The following is a 17,924-nucleotide window of genomic DNA, read 5'->3' as shown; positions in this document are numbered from 1 at the left end:
GTACAGGATGCGGTTGACCCGGTGCGAGCCGCCGCCCACCGGACGCGGCGGCTCGCACCGGGTCAACCGCATCCTGTACTGGGTGGCGGGCGGTCTCGCCGTGATCCTGGTGCTGATCGGCCTGTTCGCGCTCGGTACACGCATCCCGCAGATGTTCGGGGCCGACGCCAAGCCGTCCCCCTCCGCGACCGCGAGCAAGACACCGAGCGCGACTCCGACGCCGACCCCAACGCCGACCGTGCAGGCCAAGCCGGCCGGGCCTGTCGGGCCGGGCACGCACGCCTGGAACACGCTGGGCGGCGGGGAGTGCATCCAGCCGTACACGTCGCCGTGGGTGGAGACGTTCTCCGTGGTCGACTGCGCGGCGCCGCATACCGCGCAGCTGGTGTACACGAACCTGTTCTCGGCCGACATCGCCGCGCCGTATCCGGGTGCCGACGCTCTCGCCGGGCAGATCAACGCGGTCTGCACGCAGCCGGGGATCGTCGACCTGGCTGCGGCCGCCGCCTATCCCGACCTGCAGCTGCAGGGCACCTTCCCCGCCACGGAGCAGCAGTGGAAGGACGGGCAGCGCTCGTTCTACTGCTTCGCCAGCCGGTCGGGCGGGGAGCCGCTCACGTCGTCCGTCGCCGGACCGGGCCCGGCCGCCTAAGCGCAACCGGCGCCGCGCCCACCAGGACGCAACCCCGGGCCTGACCCCTTACAGGTCGGTCTCGTGCGGCTCCGCCACCAGCTCGCTCACGCCGGTCAGGATCTCGTCCGGCCGGAACGGGTAGCGGTCGATCTCGCTCTGGTCGCTGATGCCGGTGAGCACCAGGATCGTGTGCAGTCCGGCCTCGATGCCCGCGACGATGTCGGTGTCCATCCGGTCGCCGATCATCGCCGTGTTCTCCGAGTGCGCGCCGATGCGGTTCATCGCCGAGCGGAACATCATCGGGTTCGGCTTGCCGACCACGTAGGGCTCCATGCCGGTCGCCTTGGTGATCATCGCGGTCACAGCGCCGGTCGCGGGCAGGGGGCCGTCCGCACTCGGGCCCGTCGCATCCGGGTTGGTGGAGATGAAGCGCGCGCCCTTGCCGATGAGCCGGATCGCCTTGGTGATCGCGTCGAACGAGTACGAGCGGGTCTCGCCGACGACCACGTAGTCCGGGTTCGTGTCGGTCATGATGAAGCCCGCCTCGTGCAGCGCCGTCGTGATGCCGGCCTCGCCGATCACGTATGCGCTGCCGCCGGGGATCTGCGACTTGAGGAAGTCCGCCGTGGCCAGCGCGGAGGTCCAGATGGACTCCTCCGGCACATCCAGTCCGGATGCACGCAGGCGGGCCGCGAGGTCGCGCGGCGTGAAGATGGAGTTGTTGGTGAGCACCAGGAAGGGCGTGCCGTCGTCCCGCCACTGCTGGATGAGGGCGGAAGCTCCTGGCAGGGCGTGGTTCTCGTGCACCAGCACGCCGTCCATGTCGGTGAGCCAGCATTCGATCTCGTCGCGTCGCGCCACGCAATCCCCTTTCGACGGGTACAGCTTATTCGCTCGGTGGCGCGCGGTACGCTCGACGGGTGGATGGGACAGCCGAGCAGACGACGCACGGCGTCGGTCCCTGGCAGGGCGAGTGGCCCGTGGACGAGTATTACGACCGCGACCTGCTGCAGCACGGCGACACCCGCAACGTGATCGACCGCTACCGGTACTGGCGCATGGAAGCCATCGTCGCCGACCTCGACCAGCACCGCCATCCGTTCCATGTCGCCATCGAGAACTGGCAGCACGACATGAACATCGGCTCGATCGTGCGCAGCGCGAACGCGTTCGCCGCGGACACCGTGCACATCATCGGACGCCGCCGCTGGAACAAGCGCGGCGCGATGGTCACCGACCGCTACCAGCACGTCATGCACCACGACGACGTCGCCGCGTTCGTCGCCTGGGCACGGGATGCGTCCCTCCCGATCATCGCCATCGACAACGTTCCCGGGTCGGTCGTCATCGAGACGTTCGCGTTTCCGAAGGAGTGCGTGCTGCTGTTCGGTCAGGAGGGGCCCGGGCTCTCACCCGAGGCCATCGACGCCGCGGATGCGGTGGTGGAGATCTCGCAGTTCGGCTCGACGCGGTCGATCAACGCGTCTGCTGCCGCGGCGGTCGCGATGCACGCCTGGGTGTTGCAGCACGTGTCGTTCAGCGGTTCTCGCGCCGCCACACCAGCTTGAGCCCCGACCAGTTCGTGTCGACGGCCGCGACCTTCACATCCACGAGCCCGCGTTCGAGTGCAGCGTTCCTGATGAGGTTTTCGTCGAGGTCGCTCACGTGTCCGGCCGCCTTGCGCGGCCAGGCCGCCCAGAGCATCCCGTCGGGGCGGATGCGGTCGCCGATGCCGTCGAGCTCGGCCAGGAACTCGCCGGCGCCGCGATAGAAGGCGAGCACCAGCCCGGCCGGGCCATCGTCGCCCTCCGGGAGCCAGACGATGTCGTCCGGCCCGCTGTCGAGCGGGATGCGCCACCCGTCGTCGGCGTGTAGCACCTGTGCCGTCATGCCCGGTTTGAGGCCGAGCTTCTTCCACAGCGGGGTGCCGGAGTATCCCGCCGCCTCGCTCATGCGCGCACCGACCATCCCGCGCTGTCGGCGATCCGCTGGATGGCCGCCGGGTCGAGGTCGTAGACCGTCTCGCCGTCGTCCGGCGCTGGTGCGGAGACCAGGTGAGCACGCACCGGCCCGGCGACCGGCAGCTGCACCACCGCGAAGCCGGAACCGCGCACGGCCCGCTCGCGCTCCGGCGCCCACAGCACATCCGTCGTGTTCGCCACCGCAGGCGCGACCACCACCGGGATGCGCCGAGGACCCATCTCCGTGACGAGCGAGTGGTGGTAGTGCCCGGCGAGCACGAGGCGCACGTCGGCGGCCGTGCAGAGGTCGATCAGCGCCTCCGGGTCGACCAGGCGCAGCGTCTCGAACAGGCCGGTGGTCGGCGGCACGGGCGGGTGGTGCAGCACCACCACGGTTCCGTGCTCCGCCGGCTCGGCGAGCGCAGCCCGCAGCCGGTCGAACCGGGCGGCGTCGATGCGGCCGTACCCGGCTCCGGCCACCACGGTGTCCACGGTCACGACCCGGAAGCCGTCGACGACGCTGACCGCCTCGCGAGGCCCGAGCACCTGCTCGAACGGCCCGGCCAGATCGTGGTTGCCCATCGCGTAGACCACCCGCGCGTCCCGCTCGGACGCCCACGGCTCGAGCCGCCCGGCCAGCAGCCGGTACGACTCTGCACTCCCGTCGTCGGACAGATCGCCGGAGGCGACCACCAGGTCGATCGCCTCGATGGTCGCCGCGCGCGCCAGCACCCGGTCAAGCGCCGCCAGCGTGTCCACCAGCCCGTAGTGCAGGCGGCCGTCGCCGTACAGGTGCGTGTCGCTCAGGTGCAGGATGCGCAGGGTCTCGCTCACGCGGACACCATACCGCCTGGCACCGTCACCCGATGAGGCTCGGCCTCAGATCGCGCAGGGTGCGGAAGTGCGTCATCCGGGTCACGCCGATGGCGGAGACCAGCAACGCGATGAGCAGCCACAGGCCGAGCACCCCGGCGTCCGCCAGTGCGGTGGCGGGGTTGCCTCCGTACATCAGCTGCCGGATGCCGTCCACGGCGTACGACATCGGCAGCACGTGGTGCAGTGCGGCGAGCGGTCCAGGCAAGGTCTGCCAGGGGAACGTGCCTCCCGCCGTCACGAGTTGCAGCACCATCAGCACCAGGCCGAGGAACTGGCCGACGCTGCCCAGCCAGACGTTCAGGGCCAGGATGATCGCGGCGAACGTGAGGGAGGCCAGCGCCATCAGCCCGTACATCCCGAGCGGGTTGTCGATGCGGAAGCCGAGCGCGCCGGACACGATGGCGAACAGGCCGATCATCTGCACCGCGCCGAGCAGGCCGGGGGTGAGCCAGCCCGCGAGGGTGATCTTCACCGGGGAGTGCAGCGCCGTGATGGCGCGGCGGGAGACCGGCTTCACGATGAGGAACAGCGCGTAGATGCCGATCCAGCCGGCCAGGGCGACGAAGAACGGCGCGAGGCCGGCCCCGTAGGTTCCCGCGGAGGTGATGGAGTCGTTCTTCAGGTTGACCGGGTCGGCGATGGTCGTCGCCTGCTTCTTCTGCAGGGCGGGGGAGTTGTCCGGGATCTGGCCGACGCCGTCGGTGAGGCCGTCGCGCAGCTTCGCCGTGCCGTCGTGCAGCGTGGTGAGGCCGTCGCGCAACTGGGATGCGCCGGATGCGGCCTGCTTGCTGCCGTCCGCGAGCTGGGCGGCGCCACCGGCGGCCTGCGTGGAGCCGGACGCCACCTGCGACGCTCCGGATGCGACCTGGTCGGCGCCCGCCGCGAGCTGGTTGACCTGCCCGACGAGCGTCTGCACCTGGGTGTTGCCGTCCTGCACCTTGGCGTCGATCTTCCCGAGAGCAGCGGACACCTGGTCGAGCTGCTCCTGCGTCGCGCCCGCCTGCTTCAGCTGGTCGAGCAACTGCCGCCCGACCGCCGGCGCGTCGGCCGCGAGCTGGGCCGCCGCCGTTCCCGCCTGGGTCGCCTTCGCGGCGAGCTGGTCGTTTCCGGCCGCCACCTGGGCGGCGCCGTCGCTCACCTGCGCTGCTCCTCCGGAGAGCTGGGCCAGTGCATCCGACAGCTGTTGCGAGCCCGTCGCCAGCTGGCTGGTGCCGTCGGCGAGAGTGGATGCGCCCGAGCGCGCCGTCTCGCTGCCGTCGACCAGCTGGTTCGCCCCATCCACGGCCGTGACCAGGTTGGAGCGGATGTCGGCGAGACCGAGGAGGAACTGCTCCGCCGCCTGCTGGTTGACCTTCTTGACGATGGAGGTGCGGATCTTCTCCGCGGCCTGCGTGCCGATCGTGGACGCCAGATAGCTGTTGGTGTCGTTGGTGGTGAGCGTCACCGTCGCGCGGTGCGGCGTCTTCGTGGAGGCGGAGGCGAGCGCTTCGGAGAAGTTGGCGGGGAAGGTGATGCTGAAGTCGTACTTCGAGTCGTCGACGCCGCTCGCCGCGGAGCCGGATTCGACCCTGTGCCAGTCGAACGAGCCGTCCCTGATGAGCTCGTCGGCCACGTCGCTCCCGTAGTTGACCGTCTTGCCGTCGACCGTCGTTCCGCTGTCGTCCATCACGATGGCCGCGGGGATCTTGTTCAGGTTCGCGTACGGGTTCTGGTTGGCCCACAGGTACAGCCCGCCGTAGAGCACGGGGACGCACATGAGCGCGATGAGCGCCACGATCGACATCGGGCTGGCGGTGAGGCGACGGAACTCCGCCGCGATCATCTGGGGGATCTTCATTCGGCTTCCTCCGCGCGGTCGGTGCCGCGCTGTTCGAGTGCTGGGGCGACGATGAGGTCGGGCAGCTCGTCGGTGTCGTCGCGTCCAGGGTCTTCGTCGAAGGTGCTGGCGGGGCCCTGCGTGGCCGTCTCGCCCATCCGGGAGATCATGCCGGACGCCGCGATGGCGGCAGCGGAGGCGTCGCCGGCCACGACGAGCACGGCGATGTCGCGGGCCGCGATCCGGCGTGCGAGCTCCCACCACTCGTTCGGGTCGCCGCCGTGCCGGTCCGGCGACGTGATGACGAGCCCCTCCACACCCTGACGCATCAGCGCGAGCTCGGCCAGCAACCGGATGCGCACGGTCGGCGGCACGGTGCCGATCGCGAACCGCGCCCACTCTGACGCGCCCAGCTCGTTCAGTCTCCTGTTGACGGCGATGGGGTTGGATGCGCGCCCGGCGAACATCAGCTCCTCCGCCACGATCCCGGCGACCGTCACGTCGGCGGCGGGCTCGCACACATCCGGTGCGTCGATGAGGGCGATGCGCTTGCGCATGGCGGAGTAGTCGCTCGCGCCGTCGATGGTGACGGTTCCGGCGTCCGGGCGCATCCGGCCGGATGCGATCAGTCCGAGCACGGTCGGCCGCTGCTCGGTCTCCGCCCTGGCGAGCGTCACCTCTCCGGTCTGGAACGTCGCGGAGGTCGGGGGCAGGGCGGCGTTGTGCGCGCCCTTGGCGACGCGATCGAGCACGATCTTCATGCTGTGACCTCCTGGAAGGCGAGTTCGGGGGTTTCGGCGATGAGGGCGCCGGCTTCGCGCCAGCTCAGACCGGCTGCGCTCAGTCCGGCGAGCATCACGAGCCTGTGCCCTTCGCCGTTGGTGAGCTTGGCGCGCATCGCCTCGTCGAGCACGGAGACGGCGGCGTTCTCGATGAGCCTGGTGACGGTCTCGAGGTCGAGGTCTGCGCGCAGCTGCTCCGCTGCCATGCCGCGGCGCACGGTGTCGCGCAGCCGCTCACGAGCCGGGTCGAGCGCTGCGCCGACGATCTTGCGGTGCGGGCCGCGCACGGCGAGGGCTGCGCTGACGCGCACATGCTCGACCTCCGCCCAGAGGGTGGCGCCGAACAGCGCGATCTCGACCCGGGCATCCGGATGGGAGACGGGGTCGAGCAGCGCGGCGAGCCGGGCGGCCCCGCGGGTGAAGACGTCGACGAGGAGGTCGTCCCTGGTGGCGAAGTGGCCGTAGATGGCCCGGCGGCTGAGCCCGGCGCGGGCGGCGATGGTCTCGAGCGAGGCGTCGATGTCCTCGTTGAGCGCGGCGGCCGCTGCCGCGATGATCGCCTCCCTGTTCGCTGCTGCGTCGCGCCGCGGGGCACGGGTCGTGGAGGAAGGCATGCATTGGATACTACTCTTCTTGCACACGACTGTGCAAGATAATGGCGCGATAGGATCGAGTGCGACGGTCAGCCCGATGGGCACCGGCGCGCACATCCCATCGAGAGGACCGAAAAGTGCCCGCGATCGTGATCATCGGCGCCCAGTGGGGCGACGAAGGCAAAGGCAAAGCGACCGACCTCCTCGGCAGCCGCATCGACTACGTCGTCAAGTTCAACGGGGGCAACAACGCCGGCCACACGGTCGTCGTCGGCAGCGAGAAGTACGCGCTGCACCTGCTTCCCTCCGGCATCCTGACCGAAGGCGTCACGCCCGTCATCTCCAACGGCGTCGTCGTCGACATCGAGGTGCTGTTCGAGGAGCTGGACGGGCTGATCGCCCGCGGCGTCGACGTCTCCCGCCTCAAAGTCAGCTCGAACGCGCACGTCATCACGTCCTACCACCGCACGATCGACAAGGTCACGGAGCGCTTCCTCGGCAAGCGCCAGATCGGCACGACCGGCCGCGGCATCGGCCCCACGTACGCCGACAAGATCAACCGCGTGGGCATCCGCATCCAGGACCTGTTCGACGAGAACATCCTGCGCCAGAAGGTGGAGGGCGCCCTCGACCAGAAGAACCACCTGCTGGTCAAGGTCTACAACCGCCGTGCCATCAGCGTGGACGAGGTGGTCGAGCAGCTGCTCGGCTACGCGGAGCGCCTGCGCCCGATGGTCGTCGACAGCTCCCTGCTGCTGCACCAGGCCCTCGAAGACGGCAAGTACGTCCTGTTCGAGGGCGGCCAGGCCACGATGCTGGATGTCGACCACGGCACGTACCCGTTCGTCACCTCCTCCAACTCCACCGCTGGCGGAGCGGCGACGGGATCCGGCATCGGCCCGAACCGCATCGACCGCGTCATCGCCATCGTGAAGGCGTACACGACCCGCGTCGGCGCAGGGCCGTTCCCGACCGAGCTGTTCGACGAGTGGGGCGAGTTCCTGCGCGAGCGCGGCTTCGAGTTCGGCACCACCACGGGCCGTCCGCGCCGCACCGGCTGGTACGACGCTCCCGTCGCCCGCTACACGGCGCGCATCAACGGCGTCACCGACTTCGTGCTCACCAAGCTGGACACGCTCACCGGCATCGAGCGCATCCCGGTCTGCGTGGCGTACGACGTCGACGGCGTGCGCCACGACGAGGTGCCTGCTTCGCAGAGCGACTTCCACCACGCGGTGCCGATCTACGAGGAGTTCCCCGGCTGGACCGAGGACATCAGCGGAGCGCGCACCTTCGACGACCTGCCGAAGAACGCCCAGGACTACGTCATCGCGCTGGAGAAGCTGTCCGGCGCTCGCATCTCGGCGATCGGCGTCGGGCCGGCGCGCGACGAGATCGTCGTGCGGCACGACCTGGTCGACTGACGGAGGCGTGCTCAGCGACCGCTGAGCGCGTGCAGCAGCGGGAGCAGCGCATCCGGTGCCGCTGCCGTCGCCGGCGTGAAGAACTCGGTGTCCGCCGACTCGACCGCCTGGATCGCCGAGGCCGCCACGGCTCGTCCCGCCTCTGTCACGTGCAGCACTTTGGCGCGTGAGTCCGCCGGGTCCTGCTCGCGGTCGATGAGTCCTTTCGCGATCAGGCGGCGGACCACCTCGGAGGTCATCCGCGCATCCGACCCTGTGAACTCGGACAGCCGCGCCTGATTGGGCCGCTCGTCCGTGCCGTTCAGCCACCACGTGGATGCGAGGATGACGAACTGCGCGTGCGTCAGGTCGAGCGGCGTGAGCGCGTCGGCCATCGCGCGCTGCCAGCGCAGGGTGGCGTGCCAGAGCAGGAAGCCGGGGCTCGTTGTCGGACCTTCGGGGAAGTCGGTCATGCTCTGCGCGCCGCCTGCTCGAACAGGGCGGCCATCGACTCGGGGAAGTCGTCGCTTATCTGCGGGCCGAGCTCGGGACCGACCTCTTCGGCGCCCGGGCCGGTGATGTCGAGGCGGTGTGTGACGCGCGTGCCGGTCGGGGTGTCGACGAGCGTATGGCGGAAGGTGAGGACGATGTCGCCGAACTCGGTGCGGTCGGCGTAGGTCTCCGTCTCGACCAGGTCGACGATGGTCGAACGGAACGGGTCCTGGCCGGCGGGGGTGATTGTGAGCCCGGTTCCGACGGCGAACGGGCCGTCGAGCTCGAACGCGTCGGCACCCTCGTAGGTGAGGTCTCCGGTGTGCAGGTCGCGCAGTGCGGCCCAGACGGCGTCGCGGGAGAGTGTGGTCTCCGCGGTGTGCTCGGTGCTCCACATGGTCGTGCCTTTCTGTCTAGGTGTAGATGATCTATGCGTAGAGAATATGCCTGACGGGCGACCTGCGCAAGACCCGGGGCGCACCTCCTCTCCATCCGGAGGATGACGCACCGCCGCCCAGGATGAGGCCCGCGGCCGATGTGCCTGGCGCGGCACACGGAGACGATGGATGCATGACCTCCCTTCCCAGCGCCCAGCAGCATCCCAGCGTCCAGCGGCATCCCGCCCTCTCCGCCATCGGACTCACGAAGGCGTACGGCACGGCCGTCGCGCTCGCCGGGGTCGACTTCCGGCTCAACGTGGGCGACTCCGTGGCGATCATGGGCGCATCCGGCTCGGGCAAGACCACACTCCTGCACGTGCTCGCCGGCATCGTGCGGCCGGACGAGGGGAGCGTCACCTTCGCCACCCCGCACGGCCCGCTCGACGTGACGGCGCTCGGCGAGAAGGAGCGGTCGCGGCTGCGGAGGGAGGCGTTCGGGTTCGTCTTCCAGCAGGGCTTCCTGCTGCCGGAGCTGACCGTGATCGAGAACGTGGCCCTCCCGCTGATGCTCGGCGGCGCCGCTCGCTCGGTGGCCGAGCAGAACGCCGCAGGCTGGCTTGCCGCCCTCGGTCTCGCCGGCTTCGGGACACGCCGCATCGGCCAGCTCTCCGGTGGCCAGGCGCAGCGGGTGGCCATCGCGCGCGCCCAGGTGACCGGAGCATCCGTGGTCTTCGCCGACGAGCCGACCGGGGCACTCGACTCGCACACGTCCGTCGAGGTGATGGATGCGCTGATCGGCTCGACCACCGGCCGCGGCCGGTCTCTCGTGGTCGTCACCCACGACGAGGAGGTCGCCGCCCGCTGCTCCCGGGTGCTGCGGCTCGCCGACGGCCGCATCGTCGACGAGGCGGTCACCCGATGAACACCCTCAGACTGGCCTGGCTGCTCGGCCGTCGCTCCGCCACCGACCGGGCGACCATCGTGCTCCCCGTCGTCGCCTTCGCCGTGGTCACCGCCCTGCTGCTCGTCGTCGCGGGCGGCGCCCAGGCGTTCTTCTCCTGGACGGACGAGACGGCCTTCCTCTACCAGCTGCTCGCCGTGGTCGCCCTCGCGCTGCTGATCGTGCCGCTGGTGGCGCTCGGCGGCTCTGCTGCGAGGCTCTCCGCCCGCCGCAGAGACGACAGGCTCGCCAGCCTGCGCCTGCTCGGCGCGACGCCGGGCACCGTCACCGCCCTGACCGTCATCGAGTCGACCGTGCTCGCGCTGGTCGGTGCGCTCGCCGGGGTGGTGATCTCGCTCGGCGCCGTGCCGCTGGTGGGGCTCATCCCGTTCCGCGGGGAGCCGCTCGGCGCTGCTGCGGTGTTCCTGCATCCACTGCTCGTCGTGCTCGTGGTGGTCGCCGTCGGGGCGCTCGCCGCGGTCAGCGCCGTGGTCGGGCTGCGCGGCGTCATCCTGTCGCCGCTCGGAGTCCGCACCAGGCAGACGGCGCCCAGGATGCACTGGGTGCGCGTGGTGGTCGGCCTGGCGGTGGTCGCCGTGACGTTCGTGGCGATGTACATCGTGCAGCTGGTCTCCGGCTTCGGCGTGATCCTGACGATCCTGGCCGTCGGGTTCGGCGGCACCATCGCGGTGCTCAACCTGGTGGGACCGTGGGTGATCAGGCTGGTCGCCTCCGGTCAGGCCAAGCGTGCGGGAACGGTGACGAAACTGCTCGCCGCCCGCAGCATCCTGGAGTCGCCCAAGGCGGCCTGGCGGCAGGTGTCCGGTGTCGCGATGACGAGCTTCATGGCCGTCTTCGCGGGGGTCGGGGTCGCCCTGCTCGGCGTCGCGGCCGACAGCGGGAAGGCGGACGCCGCATCCCTGCAGCTGTTCGCGGACATCCGCACGGGCGTCATCATCACGGTGGTCGCGTCGTTCCTCATGGTGGCCTGCTCGGTCGGCGTGAACCAGGCGTCGGCGGTTCTCGACCGCCGGGCCGTGTACGTCAGCCTCGACAGGCTCGGGATGCCCGTGGAGACGATGAACGCCGCCCGCTCCCGCGCCGTACTCTCCCCGCTCCGCATCACGACGATCGGCTCTGCGGTGACGGCGGCGGTCGTGATCTTCCCGCTCGCGGGGACCAGCCTGATCGTGGCGCCCGCCAGCATCCTGATGATCGCCGGCTGCCTGGCCGCCGGGATCCTGCTGGTCTGGCTCGGCCTGCGCGCAACGCGGCCGGTGCTGACGCGGGTGCTTGCCGACCCGTCGCCGTCGCTGTAGCCGCGCGGGCCGGCGCGGGCCAGTGGTATACAGCCCTGTCGGATAAAGTCGGAGGATGGGTCAGAACGAGGACGCCGCCGCAGCGATCGAGCGGCTGCACAGCATCCGGCAGAGCATCGACAACATCGACGCGGCGGTGGTGCACATGCTCGCCGAACGGTTCAAGTTCACGCAGCAGGTCGGCGCGCTGAAAGCGGAGCACGGGCTCCCCGCCGCCGATCCGGAGCGTGAGCGCGAGCAGATCCAGCGCCTGCGCGCGCTCGCCGAGGAGAGCCACCTCGACCCCGCGTTCGCCGAGAAGTTCCTCAACTTCATCGTCGCCGAAGTCATCCACCACCACGAACGGATCGCCACCGAGAGCGCCAAGTGACCTGGCACCCGGAGGCCGTGCCTGACGCGCACGGCAAGACGGTCGTGGTCACCGGCGCGAACGCCGGAGTCGGCTACTTCGCGAGCGAACAGCTCGCCGCAGCAGGAGCGCACGTCGTGCTCGCCTGCCGCAGCCAGGAACGGGCGGAGGCGGCCGTGTCCGCGATCCGTCGCCGCGTGCCGGGTGCGAGCGTCGAAGCGACACCGCTCGACGTCTCCGACCACGCTTCGGTCGCCGGGGCCGCCGCCGCGCTGCTGGAACGGGAGCGGCTGGACGTGCTGCTCCTCAACGCCGGCATCGTGCACGCACCCGCCGACCGGGCAGTGGATGCGCGGGGCAACGAACTCGTCCTCTCCACCAACGTGCTCGGCCACTTCCAGCTGACGGCGCTCGCCCTGCCAGTGCTCGAACGCACCCCGGGAGCGAGAATCGTGACCCTCGGCTCCCTGGCAACGCTGCTCGCCCGCTTCCCGCTCGACGACCTGCAGCTCGACGGTTCGTACACGTCGTGGAAGGCGTACGCGCAATCGAAGATCGCCGCGCAGGTCTTCGGCTTCGAACTCGACCGCCGGCTGCGCGCCGCCGGTGCGGACATCGCGAGTGTCGTCGTGCATCCCGGATACTCGACCTCTGGCCGCACCCCGGGCATCCGGGGCGTCAACCAGCCGTCGAAGGTGAAGCGCTTCGCGGACAACCTGCAGGCGGCCTGGACGCAGGGCAAAGATCACGGCGCCTGGGTTCCGGTGCGCGCGGCATTGGACCCGGAGGTGCGCGGCGGCGACTTCCTCGGCCCGCGCTGGGTGACCAAGGGCGTGCCGGCTCGCGCGCTCGCGACGCCGACCACGCGCGACCGGGCGGTCGGCGAGCGGGTGTGGGCGCTGCTGGAGGAGTACTCGGGGCAGCGGTTCCCGCTGGGGCGGTAGCCACCCATACACCCACCCCTCCCGCACCCCTCCCAGCGCCCGTTCAGAGCGCTGCTGTGTGCTGAAGGCATGGATATCGCTTACACCGCAATCGCGCACGCCACTGGTGGGGGACGGGACGGCCACGTCCGCAGCGAGGACGACCTCCTCGACTTCGACACGCGTCCGCCGAAGGAGCTGGGCGGCTCCGGCGAGGGGACCAACCCGGAGCAGCTGTTCGCCGCCGGGTACGCTGCGTGCTTCCTCAGCGCCATCCATGCCGCCGGGCGCAGCGAGAAGCTGGACACCACGGACGCCTCCGTGTCGTCGAGCGTCGGCATCGGGGCGAACGGGGACGGCGGGTTCGGGCTCGCGGTCGAGCTCGACGTCTACATCCCGCGCGTCGGTCGTGAGCAGGCCGATCTGCTCGCGGAGAAGGCGCACCAGCTCTGCCCGTACTCGAATGCCACCCGCGGGAACATCCCGGTGAAGGTCACGATCGTCGAATAGGCGACGCGCGCCTCAGTTCGTCGCGACTCTGCCGACCTTCTCGGTCTTGTCCCAGCGCGCCTCGACGTGGGCGAGCTCCTTGAGGTAGGAGTCGAACGTGATCGCGCACAGCAGCGAACCGTATCCGGCCAGGTAGATCAGCGCGGGCGCCAGCCAGCGGCCCGCGCGCGTGCGGTCCGCCTTGCGGGCGAGCCACGCGACGACCATCGAGAACGGGATCCAGATGTAGATGGCGAGCGTCAGCCAGAACAGCGCCGGGCCGTCCAGTGTGGCGCCGAACAGGCCGGGCAGCCAGACCAGCATCACCTTCGGGAACAGCGCCGTCAGCATCACCAGGATGTTGACGATGCCGGGGAACAGCAGGATCTGGCCCAGCTCGCGTTTGCTGGTCTTCGCATCCGTCAGCGAGCCCAGGATCAGGATGAACAGGTAGGCGAGGGCCGCGGAGATCCAGAGCACGCGGAAGACGTTCGTGGCGAACTCGGCCTGCAGGAACAGCAGCCCGGCCAGGCCGATCGACGACACGATCATGATGAGCGGCAGCAGCCACAGGCTGAACCAGACGATGCCGAACGTCCACGCGCCGAGGTGGTGGGTGCCGCTCGGGCGGAACCAGATGTTCTTGTAGCGCGCCGTCACCGTCACGTTGCCGCGTGCCCAGCGCAGCCGCTGCTTCCACAGGGCGTCGACCGACCGCGGCTCCTCCGCGAGGACGTGCGCGTGCGGCTCGAACACCACCGTGCGGCCCTTGAGCTGCGTCTCGAACGTGGTGATCGTGTCCTCCGCGAGCGACGACGTGTCGATCTGACCGCCGATGGCGAGCAGGTTCTCGCGCGTGTGCAGCTGTGCGCCGCCGGCCAGGCACGCCTGCGCGCCCAGCACGTTCTGGGCACGGCGCGCTGCCGGCTGCGACAGCACATACTCGACGCCGATGAACTTGGTCAGGTAGTTGCGGTCGCTGCTGCCCTCGCGGATGTACGCGGAGACGGCGCCGACCTCCGGGTCGGCGAAGTGGCGGGTCATTTTGCGCAGCGAGTCCGGGAGGTAGATGACGTCGGCGTCCATGATCAGGAGGGCCTCCATCCAGTCGTCCTTGAGGATCTCCCGGATGCCGTGGTTCAGCGTGTGCGCCTTGCCCTCCCCGCCCTTGTCGCGGCGCAGCAGCACCACGTTGCCCGGGTAGAGGGCCTCCTTCTCGCGCACCACATCCGGGGTCAGGTCGGTGCTCGCGTCGTCGACGACGAAGATGCGGAGCGCCTCGCGCGGGTAGTCGAGCTTCATCAGCCGGTCGATGGATGCGCCGATCACCGCGCCCTCGTTCCAGGCCGGCACCACGATGGCGACGCGCGGGAGGTACGGCTTGGCCTTGCCGTAGTGGTTGATGAAGGCGTGGAACGGGATGACGACGAACGTCGCCGCTGCTGCGATGACCGGGACGAGGCCGGTCAACGCCAGGATCAGGCAGACCCAGACGCCGATCGATTGCAATACAGCCACCACGTCCATGAATGCCTCCCCTTCGACGGCCAACGATACCAACAGGAGACAGACCGGTCGGGATGCGGGAGGCGGCGGGATGCGGCGGGATGCTGCGCCATGTCCGATTCGTGCGAGCGGACGTCGGTGGGGACCGATAGCGTCAGACCGTGAAGGTCGCACTGCAGTTCATCGCCATGGGTCTCGTCTGGGGCGCCAGCTTCCTGTTCATGAAGGTGGGACTCGAGGGTGTGAGCTTCGGGCAGGTGGTGTGGGCGCGCCTGGTCTTCGGCGCGGTGACGCTGGCGGTGATCGCGATCATCACCAGGAGCAGGCTCCCGCGCGAGCCGATCGTGTGGCTGCACTTCCTGGTGGTGGCGATCACGTACTGCGTCATCCCGTACCTGCTGTTCGCCTGGGCGGAGCAGTACGTGTCGTCGAGCCTGGCGAGCATCTACAACGCGGTCACGCCGATCACCACGGCCATCCTGGTCACGGCGGCGTTCCGCGTGGAGAGGCTGAACCGCGACCAGGTGCTCGGGGTGCTGATCGGCGTGCTCGGCGTGGTGATCGTGGTCGGTCCGTGGCAGATCGCTGCCCTGTCCGGCAGCGTCTGGGGGCAGCTCGCCTGTCTCGGCGCGGTCACCTGCTACGGCTTCAGCTTCGGCTACATCCGCCGGTTCATCAGCCACAGGGCGATGCCGGCGACGACCATCGCCGTGATGAACATCGGAGTCGCTGCGGCCATCATGGTCGTGCTCACCCCGGTGATCGCCTGGGGTCCGATCACGTTCAGCTGGCCGGTGCTGCTCAGTCTGCTCGCGCTCGGCGCGCTCGGCACGGGCGTCGTCTACATCTGGAACATGAACGTGCTGCGCGCCTGGGGCCCCACGGCGACCTCCGGGGTGACGTACGTGACGCCGGTGGTCGGGGTGGCGCTGGGCATCCTGGTGCTCGGCGAGACGCTCAGCTGGAACGAGCCGGTGGGCGCCGTGGTGGTGCTCGCGGGCATCCTGCTGACGCAGCAGCGCGTGCGGTTGTTCACGCGCAGGCAGGCCGAACTCGTGGACGAGCCGGCCTAGCCGGCGCGCTACGCGACGACCGGGCCGAAGTGCTCGGGGAGGGTCGAGCGGTGGGTGCCGCGCAGCTCCTCGAGGCCGACGGTGAACAGGTCCTGCACTTCGAGCACCGGCTGCGCGCCGACCTCGGCGTCTGTGACGCCGATGCGCAGTGCGGGGATGCCGCGTCCGTCGCAGAGGCCACGGAACTTCACGTCGTCTTCGCGCGGGACGGAGACGAGCACGCGTCCGGTGGACTCGCTGAACAGGGCTGTCGCAGCATCCACGCCGTCGCGCTCCATGATCTCGGTGAGCCACACGCGGGCGCCGACGCCGAAGCGCATGACCGACTCGGCGAGAGCCTGCGCGAGGCCGCCGTCGGAGAGGTCGTGCGCGGAGGCGACCAGGCTCTCCAGCGAGGCGGCGTGCAGCAGCTCCGCCAGGTTGCGCTCTCCGGCGAGGTCGACCACCGGCGGGCGTCCGCCGAGGTGCCCGTGCACGGTGCCGGCCCAGGCCGAGCCGTCCAGCTCTTCGCGGGTGACGCCGAGCAGGTAGATGTTGTCGCCCTCGTCCTGCCACCCGCTCGGGATGCGGCGGGCGACGTCGTCGATGACGCCGAGCACGCCGACCACCGGGGTCGGGAAGATCGGCTTGGTGCCGGTCTGGTTGTAGAACGACACGTTGCCGCCGGTGACCGGGATCTCGAGTTCGAGGCAGGCGTCGGACAGGCCCTCGACGGCCTGCGAGAACTGCCACATGACCTCGGGGTTCTCCGGGCTGCCGAAGTTGAGGCAGTCGGTGACGGCGGCGGGCACAGCACCGGATGATGCGACGTTGCGGTACGCCTCGGCCAGCGCCAGCACGGCGCCCTGCTTCGGGTCGAGCTGGCAGTATCGGCCGTTCGCGTCGGTGGCGATGGCGAAGCCGAGTCCGCTCTCCTCGTCGACGCGGATCATGCCGGCGTCGTCCGGGAAGGCGAGGGCGGTGTTGCCGCCGACGAAGTAGTCGTACTGGTCGGTGATCCAGCCCTTGTCGGCCAGGTTCGCGCTGCCGAGCAGGGCGAGGAACTGGTCGCGCAGCTCGTCGCCGCCGGCCGGGCGGGAGAGGCGCGAGGCGCTGTCGGCCTGCAGGGCGTCGATCCACGCCGGGTATGCGACGGGACGCTCGTAGACCGGGCCGTCGACGGCGACGGTGCGCGGCTCGACGTTGACGATCTCCTCGCCGTGCCAGTTGATGACGAGGCGGCCGGTGTCGGTAACCTCGCCGAGCACGCTGGTCTCGACGTCCCACTTCGCGGTGACGGCGAGGAACGCATCCAGCAGTTCCGGCTTGACGACGGCCATCATGCGCTCCTGGCTCTCCGACATGAGGATCTCCTCAGCGGTGAGCGTGGGGTCGCGCAGCAGCACCTTCTCCAGCTCGATGAACATGCCGCCGTCGCCGTTCGACGCCAGCTCGCTCGTCGCGCAGGAGATGCCGGCAGCGCCCAGGTCCTGGATGCCCTCGACCAGCTTGTCGCGGAACAGCTCCAGGCAGCACTCGATGAGCACCTTCTCGGCGAACGGGTCGCCGACCTGCACGGCGGGACGCTTGGTAGGGCCGCCGGCCGAGAACGTGTCGGACGCCAGGATGCTCGCGCCGCCGATGCCGTCGCCGCCCGTGCGGGCACCGAACAGGACGACCTTGTTGCCGAGGCCGGACGCGTTGGCGAGGTGCAGGTCTTCGTGGCGGAGGACGCCGACGGAGAGGGCGTTCACCAGCGGGTTGCCCTGGTATACCGGGTCGAAGTACGTCTCGCCGCCGATGTTCGGCAGGCCGAGGCAGTTGCCGTAGAACGAGATGCCGGAGACGACGCCGTGCACGACGCGCGCCGTGTCCGGGTTGTCGATGGCGCCGAACCGCAGCTGGTCCATGACCGCCACCGGACGCGCGCCCATCGAGATGATGTCGCGGACGATGCCGCCGACGCCCGTCGCAGCGCCCTGGAACGGCTCGATGTAGGAGGGGTGGTTGTGCGACTCGACCTTGAAGGTGACCGCCCAGCCCTCCCCGACATCCACGACGCCCGCGTTCTCGCCCATGCCGACCATGAGGTTCTTCTTCATGGCGGGGGTGACCTTCTGCCCGAACTGGCGCAGGTACATCTTCGACGACTTGTACGAGCAGTGCTCCGACCACATGACGGAGTACATGGCGAGCTCGCCGCTCGTCGGACGCCGGCCCAGGATCTCCCGGATGCGCGCGTACTCGTCCTCCTTCAGGCCGAGCGCCGCATACGGCTGCTCGCGCTCGGGAGTGGCGATCGCATTCTCGACGGTGTCGACGACGTGCGTGGTGGTGGTGTCGGTCACGCTGGCACTCCAAAGAGGGGAGACGGTGGCGGGGATGCGACCAGTCTACCGGGGGTGGAGG

19 protein-coding genes are annotated in these 17,924 nt (G+C 69.9%); 9 read left to right on the top strand and 10 right to left on the bottom strand.

Features of this window, described 5'->3' with window-relative positions; all coding sequences use genetic code 11:
- Positions 1-652, top strand: a 652-nt coding sequence (locus tag B7438_RS20995) for a septum formation family protein (protein ID WP_218775190.1), incomplete at its 5' end; no start/stop codon positions are given.
- A 48-nt stretch (positions 653-700) separates the two neighbouring features.
- Here B7438_RS20995 and B7438_RS19620 read toward each other — a convergent pair.
- Positions 701-1,495 carry an HAD-IIA family hydrolase gene (locus B7438_RS19620; protein WP_143466093.1) on the bottom strand — a complete coding sequence of 265 codons (795 nt, stop codon included), beginning with the start codon at positions 1,493-1,495 and terminating at the stop codon, positions 701-703.
- Between the two features lie 59 nt (positions 1,496-1,554).
- Here B7438_RS19620 and B7438_RS19615 point away from each other — a divergent pair, with 59 nt between their 5' ends.
- Entirely contained in the window at positions 1,555-2,202 is a 648-nt protein-coding gene (locus tag B7438_RS19615; protein WP_085371368.1) for a TrmH family RNA methyltransferase, read from the top strand.
- Here the strand turns inward: B7438_RS19615 and B7438_RS19610 are convergent.
- From B7438_RS19610 to B7438_RS19590, 5 genes are read right to left on the bottom strand one after another with little or no spacing between them, the layout of a single operon-like run.
- Positions 2,171-2,587 (bottom strand): DUF3052 family protein, encoded by a 417-nt coding sequence (locus B7438_RS19610; RefSeq protein WP_179150886.1) that lies wholly within the window; start codon positions 2,585-2,587, stop codon positions 2,171-2,173. The genes B7438_RS19615 and B7438_RS19610 overlap by 32 nt on opposite strands.
- Positions 2,584-3,429 carry a metallophosphoesterase gene (locus tag B7438_RS19605; protein ID WP_085371366.1) on the bottom strand — a complete coding sequence of 282 codons (846 nt, stop codon included), beginning with the start codon at positions 3,427-3,429 and terminating at the stop codon, positions 2,584-2,586. Before B7438_RS19605 ends, B7438_RS19610 begins: the two co-directional genes overlap by 4 nt.
- Before the next feature lie 25 nt (positions 3,430-3,454).
- A complete protein-coding gene (locus tag B7438_RS19600) occupies positions 3,455-5,308 on the bottom strand; it encodes a YhgE/Pip domain-containing protein (RefSeq protein ID WP_085371365.1) in 1,854 nt (617 codons plus the stop codon).
- Positions 5,305-6,048 carry a hypothetical protein gene (locus B7438_RS19595; RefSeq protein WP_085371364.1) on the bottom strand — a complete coding sequence of 248 codons (744 nt, stop codon included), beginning with the start codon at positions 6,046-6,048 and terminating at the stop codon, positions 5,305-5,307. The genes B7438_RS19600 and B7438_RS19595 overlap by 4 nt, the downstream gene beginning before the upstream one ends.
- The gene (locus tag B7438_RS19590; RefSeq protein ID WP_085371363.1) at positions 6,045-6,683 is read right to left on the bottom strand and encodes a TetR/AcrR family transcriptional regulator; all 639 of its coding nucleotides are present in this window, start codon (positions 6,681-6,683) and stop codon (positions 6,045-6,047) included. The genes B7438_RS19595 and B7438_RS19590 overlap by 4 nt, the downstream gene beginning before the upstream one ends.
- A gap of 116 nt (positions 6,684-6,799) precedes the next feature.
- Here B7438_RS19590 and B7438_RS19585 point away from each other — a divergent pair, with 116 nt between their 5' ends.
- The gene (locus tag B7438_RS19585; protein WP_085371362.1) at positions 6,800-8,086 is read left to right on the top strand and encodes an adenylosuccinate synthase; all 1,287 of its coding nucleotides are present in this window, start codon (positions 6,800-6,802) and stop codon (positions 8,084-8,086) included.
- An 11-nt stretch (positions 8,087-8,097) separates the two neighbouring features.
- On the opposite strand, the gene B7438_RS19580 is transcribed toward B7438_RS19585, so the two are convergent.
- Both B7438_RS19580 and B7438_RS19575 read right to left on the bottom strand, forming a co-directional pair.
- On the bottom strand, positions 8,098-8,538 hold the full coding sequence (locus B7438_RS19580; protein ID WP_085371361.1) for a MarR family winged helix-turn-helix transcriptional regulator: 441 nt from the start codon (positions 8,536-8,538) through the stop codon (positions 8,098-8,100).
- Positions 8,535-8,954: a polyketide cyclase gene (locus B7438_RS19575; RefSeq protein WP_085371360.1), complete on the bottom strand. Its 420-nt coding sequence runs from the start codon at positions 8,952-8,954 to the stop codon at positions 8,535-8,537. Before B7438_RS19575 ends, B7438_RS19580 begins: the two co-directional genes overlap by 4 nt.
- Before the next feature lie 173 nt (positions 8,955-9,127).
- On the opposite strand from B7438_RS19575, the gene B7438_RS19570 reads away from it, so the two are divergent.
- The 5 genes from B7438_RS19570 (at position 9,128) to B7438_RS19550 (ending at position 12,978) form a co-directional block, all read left to right on the top strand.
- Entirely contained in the window at positions 9,128-9,859 is a 732-nt protein-coding gene (locus B7438_RS19570; RefSeq protein WP_085371359.1) for an ABC transporter ATP-binding protein, read from the top strand.
- Positions 9,856-11,196 (top strand): FtsX-like permease family protein, encoded by a 1,341-nt coding sequence (locus tag B7438_RS19565; RefSeq protein WP_085371358.1) that lies wholly within the window; start codon positions 9,856-9,858, stop codon positions 11,194-11,196. Before B7438_RS19570 ends, B7438_RS19565 begins: the two co-directional genes overlap by 4 nt.
- Before the next feature lie 55 nt (positions 11,197-11,251).
- Positions 11,252-11,566 carry a chorismate mutase gene (locus B7438_RS19560; protein ID WP_085371357.1) on the top strand — a complete coding sequence of 105 codons (315 nt, stop codon included), beginning with the start codon at positions 11,252-11,254 and terminating at the stop codon, positions 11,564-11,566.
- Positions 11,563-12,489, top strand: coding sequence for an SDR family NAD(P)-dependent oxidoreductase (locus B7438_RS19555; protein ID WP_085371356.1), 927 nt, complete (start codon positions 11,563-11,565; stop codon positions 12,487-12,489). Before B7438_RS19560 ends, B7438_RS19555 begins: the two co-directional genes overlap by 4 nt.
- A gap of 69 nt (positions 12,490-12,558) precedes the next feature.
- Positions 12,559-12,978 (top strand): organic hydroperoxide resistance protein, encoded by a 420-nt coding sequence (locus B7438_RS19550; protein WP_085371355.1) that lies wholly within the window; start codon positions 12,559-12,561, stop codon positions 12,976-12,978.
- A gap of 12 nt (positions 12,979-12,990) precedes the next feature.
- On the opposite strand, the gene B7438_RS19545 is transcribed toward B7438_RS19550, so the two are convergent.
- Positions 12,991-14,484: a glycosyltransferase gene (locus B7438_RS19545; RefSeq protein WP_085371354.1), complete on the bottom strand. Its 1,494-nt coding sequence runs from the start codon at positions 14,482-14,484 to the stop codon at positions 12,991-12,993.
- Between the two features lie 140 nt (positions 14,485-14,624).
- Here B7438_RS19545 and B7438_RS19540 point away from each other — a divergent pair, with 140 nt between their 5' ends.
- On the top strand, positions 14,625-15,536 hold the full coding sequence (locus B7438_RS19540; RefSeq protein WP_085371353.1) for a DMT family transporter: 912 nt from the start codon (positions 14,625-14,627) through the stop codon (positions 15,534-15,536).
- 8 nt (positions 15,537-15,544) lie between these two features.
- On the opposite strand, the gene purL is transcribed toward B7438_RS19540, so the two are convergent.
- Positions 15,545-17,863: a phosphoribosylformylglycinamidine synthase subunit PurL gene (gene purL / locus B7438_RS19535; protein WP_085371352.1), complete on the bottom strand. Its 2,319-nt coding sequence runs from the start codon at positions 17,861-17,863 to the stop codon at positions 15,545-15,547.
- Positions 17,864-17,924 lie beyond the last annotated feature (61 nt).

Origin of the sequence: Leifsonia sp. NCR5, from assembly GCF_002105485.1 — a bacterium.
GTDB lineage: Bacteria > Actinomycetota > Actinomycetes > Actinomycetales > Microbacteriaceae > Leifsonia.
This window is presented reverse-complemented; position numbering and strand designations above follow the sequence as displayed.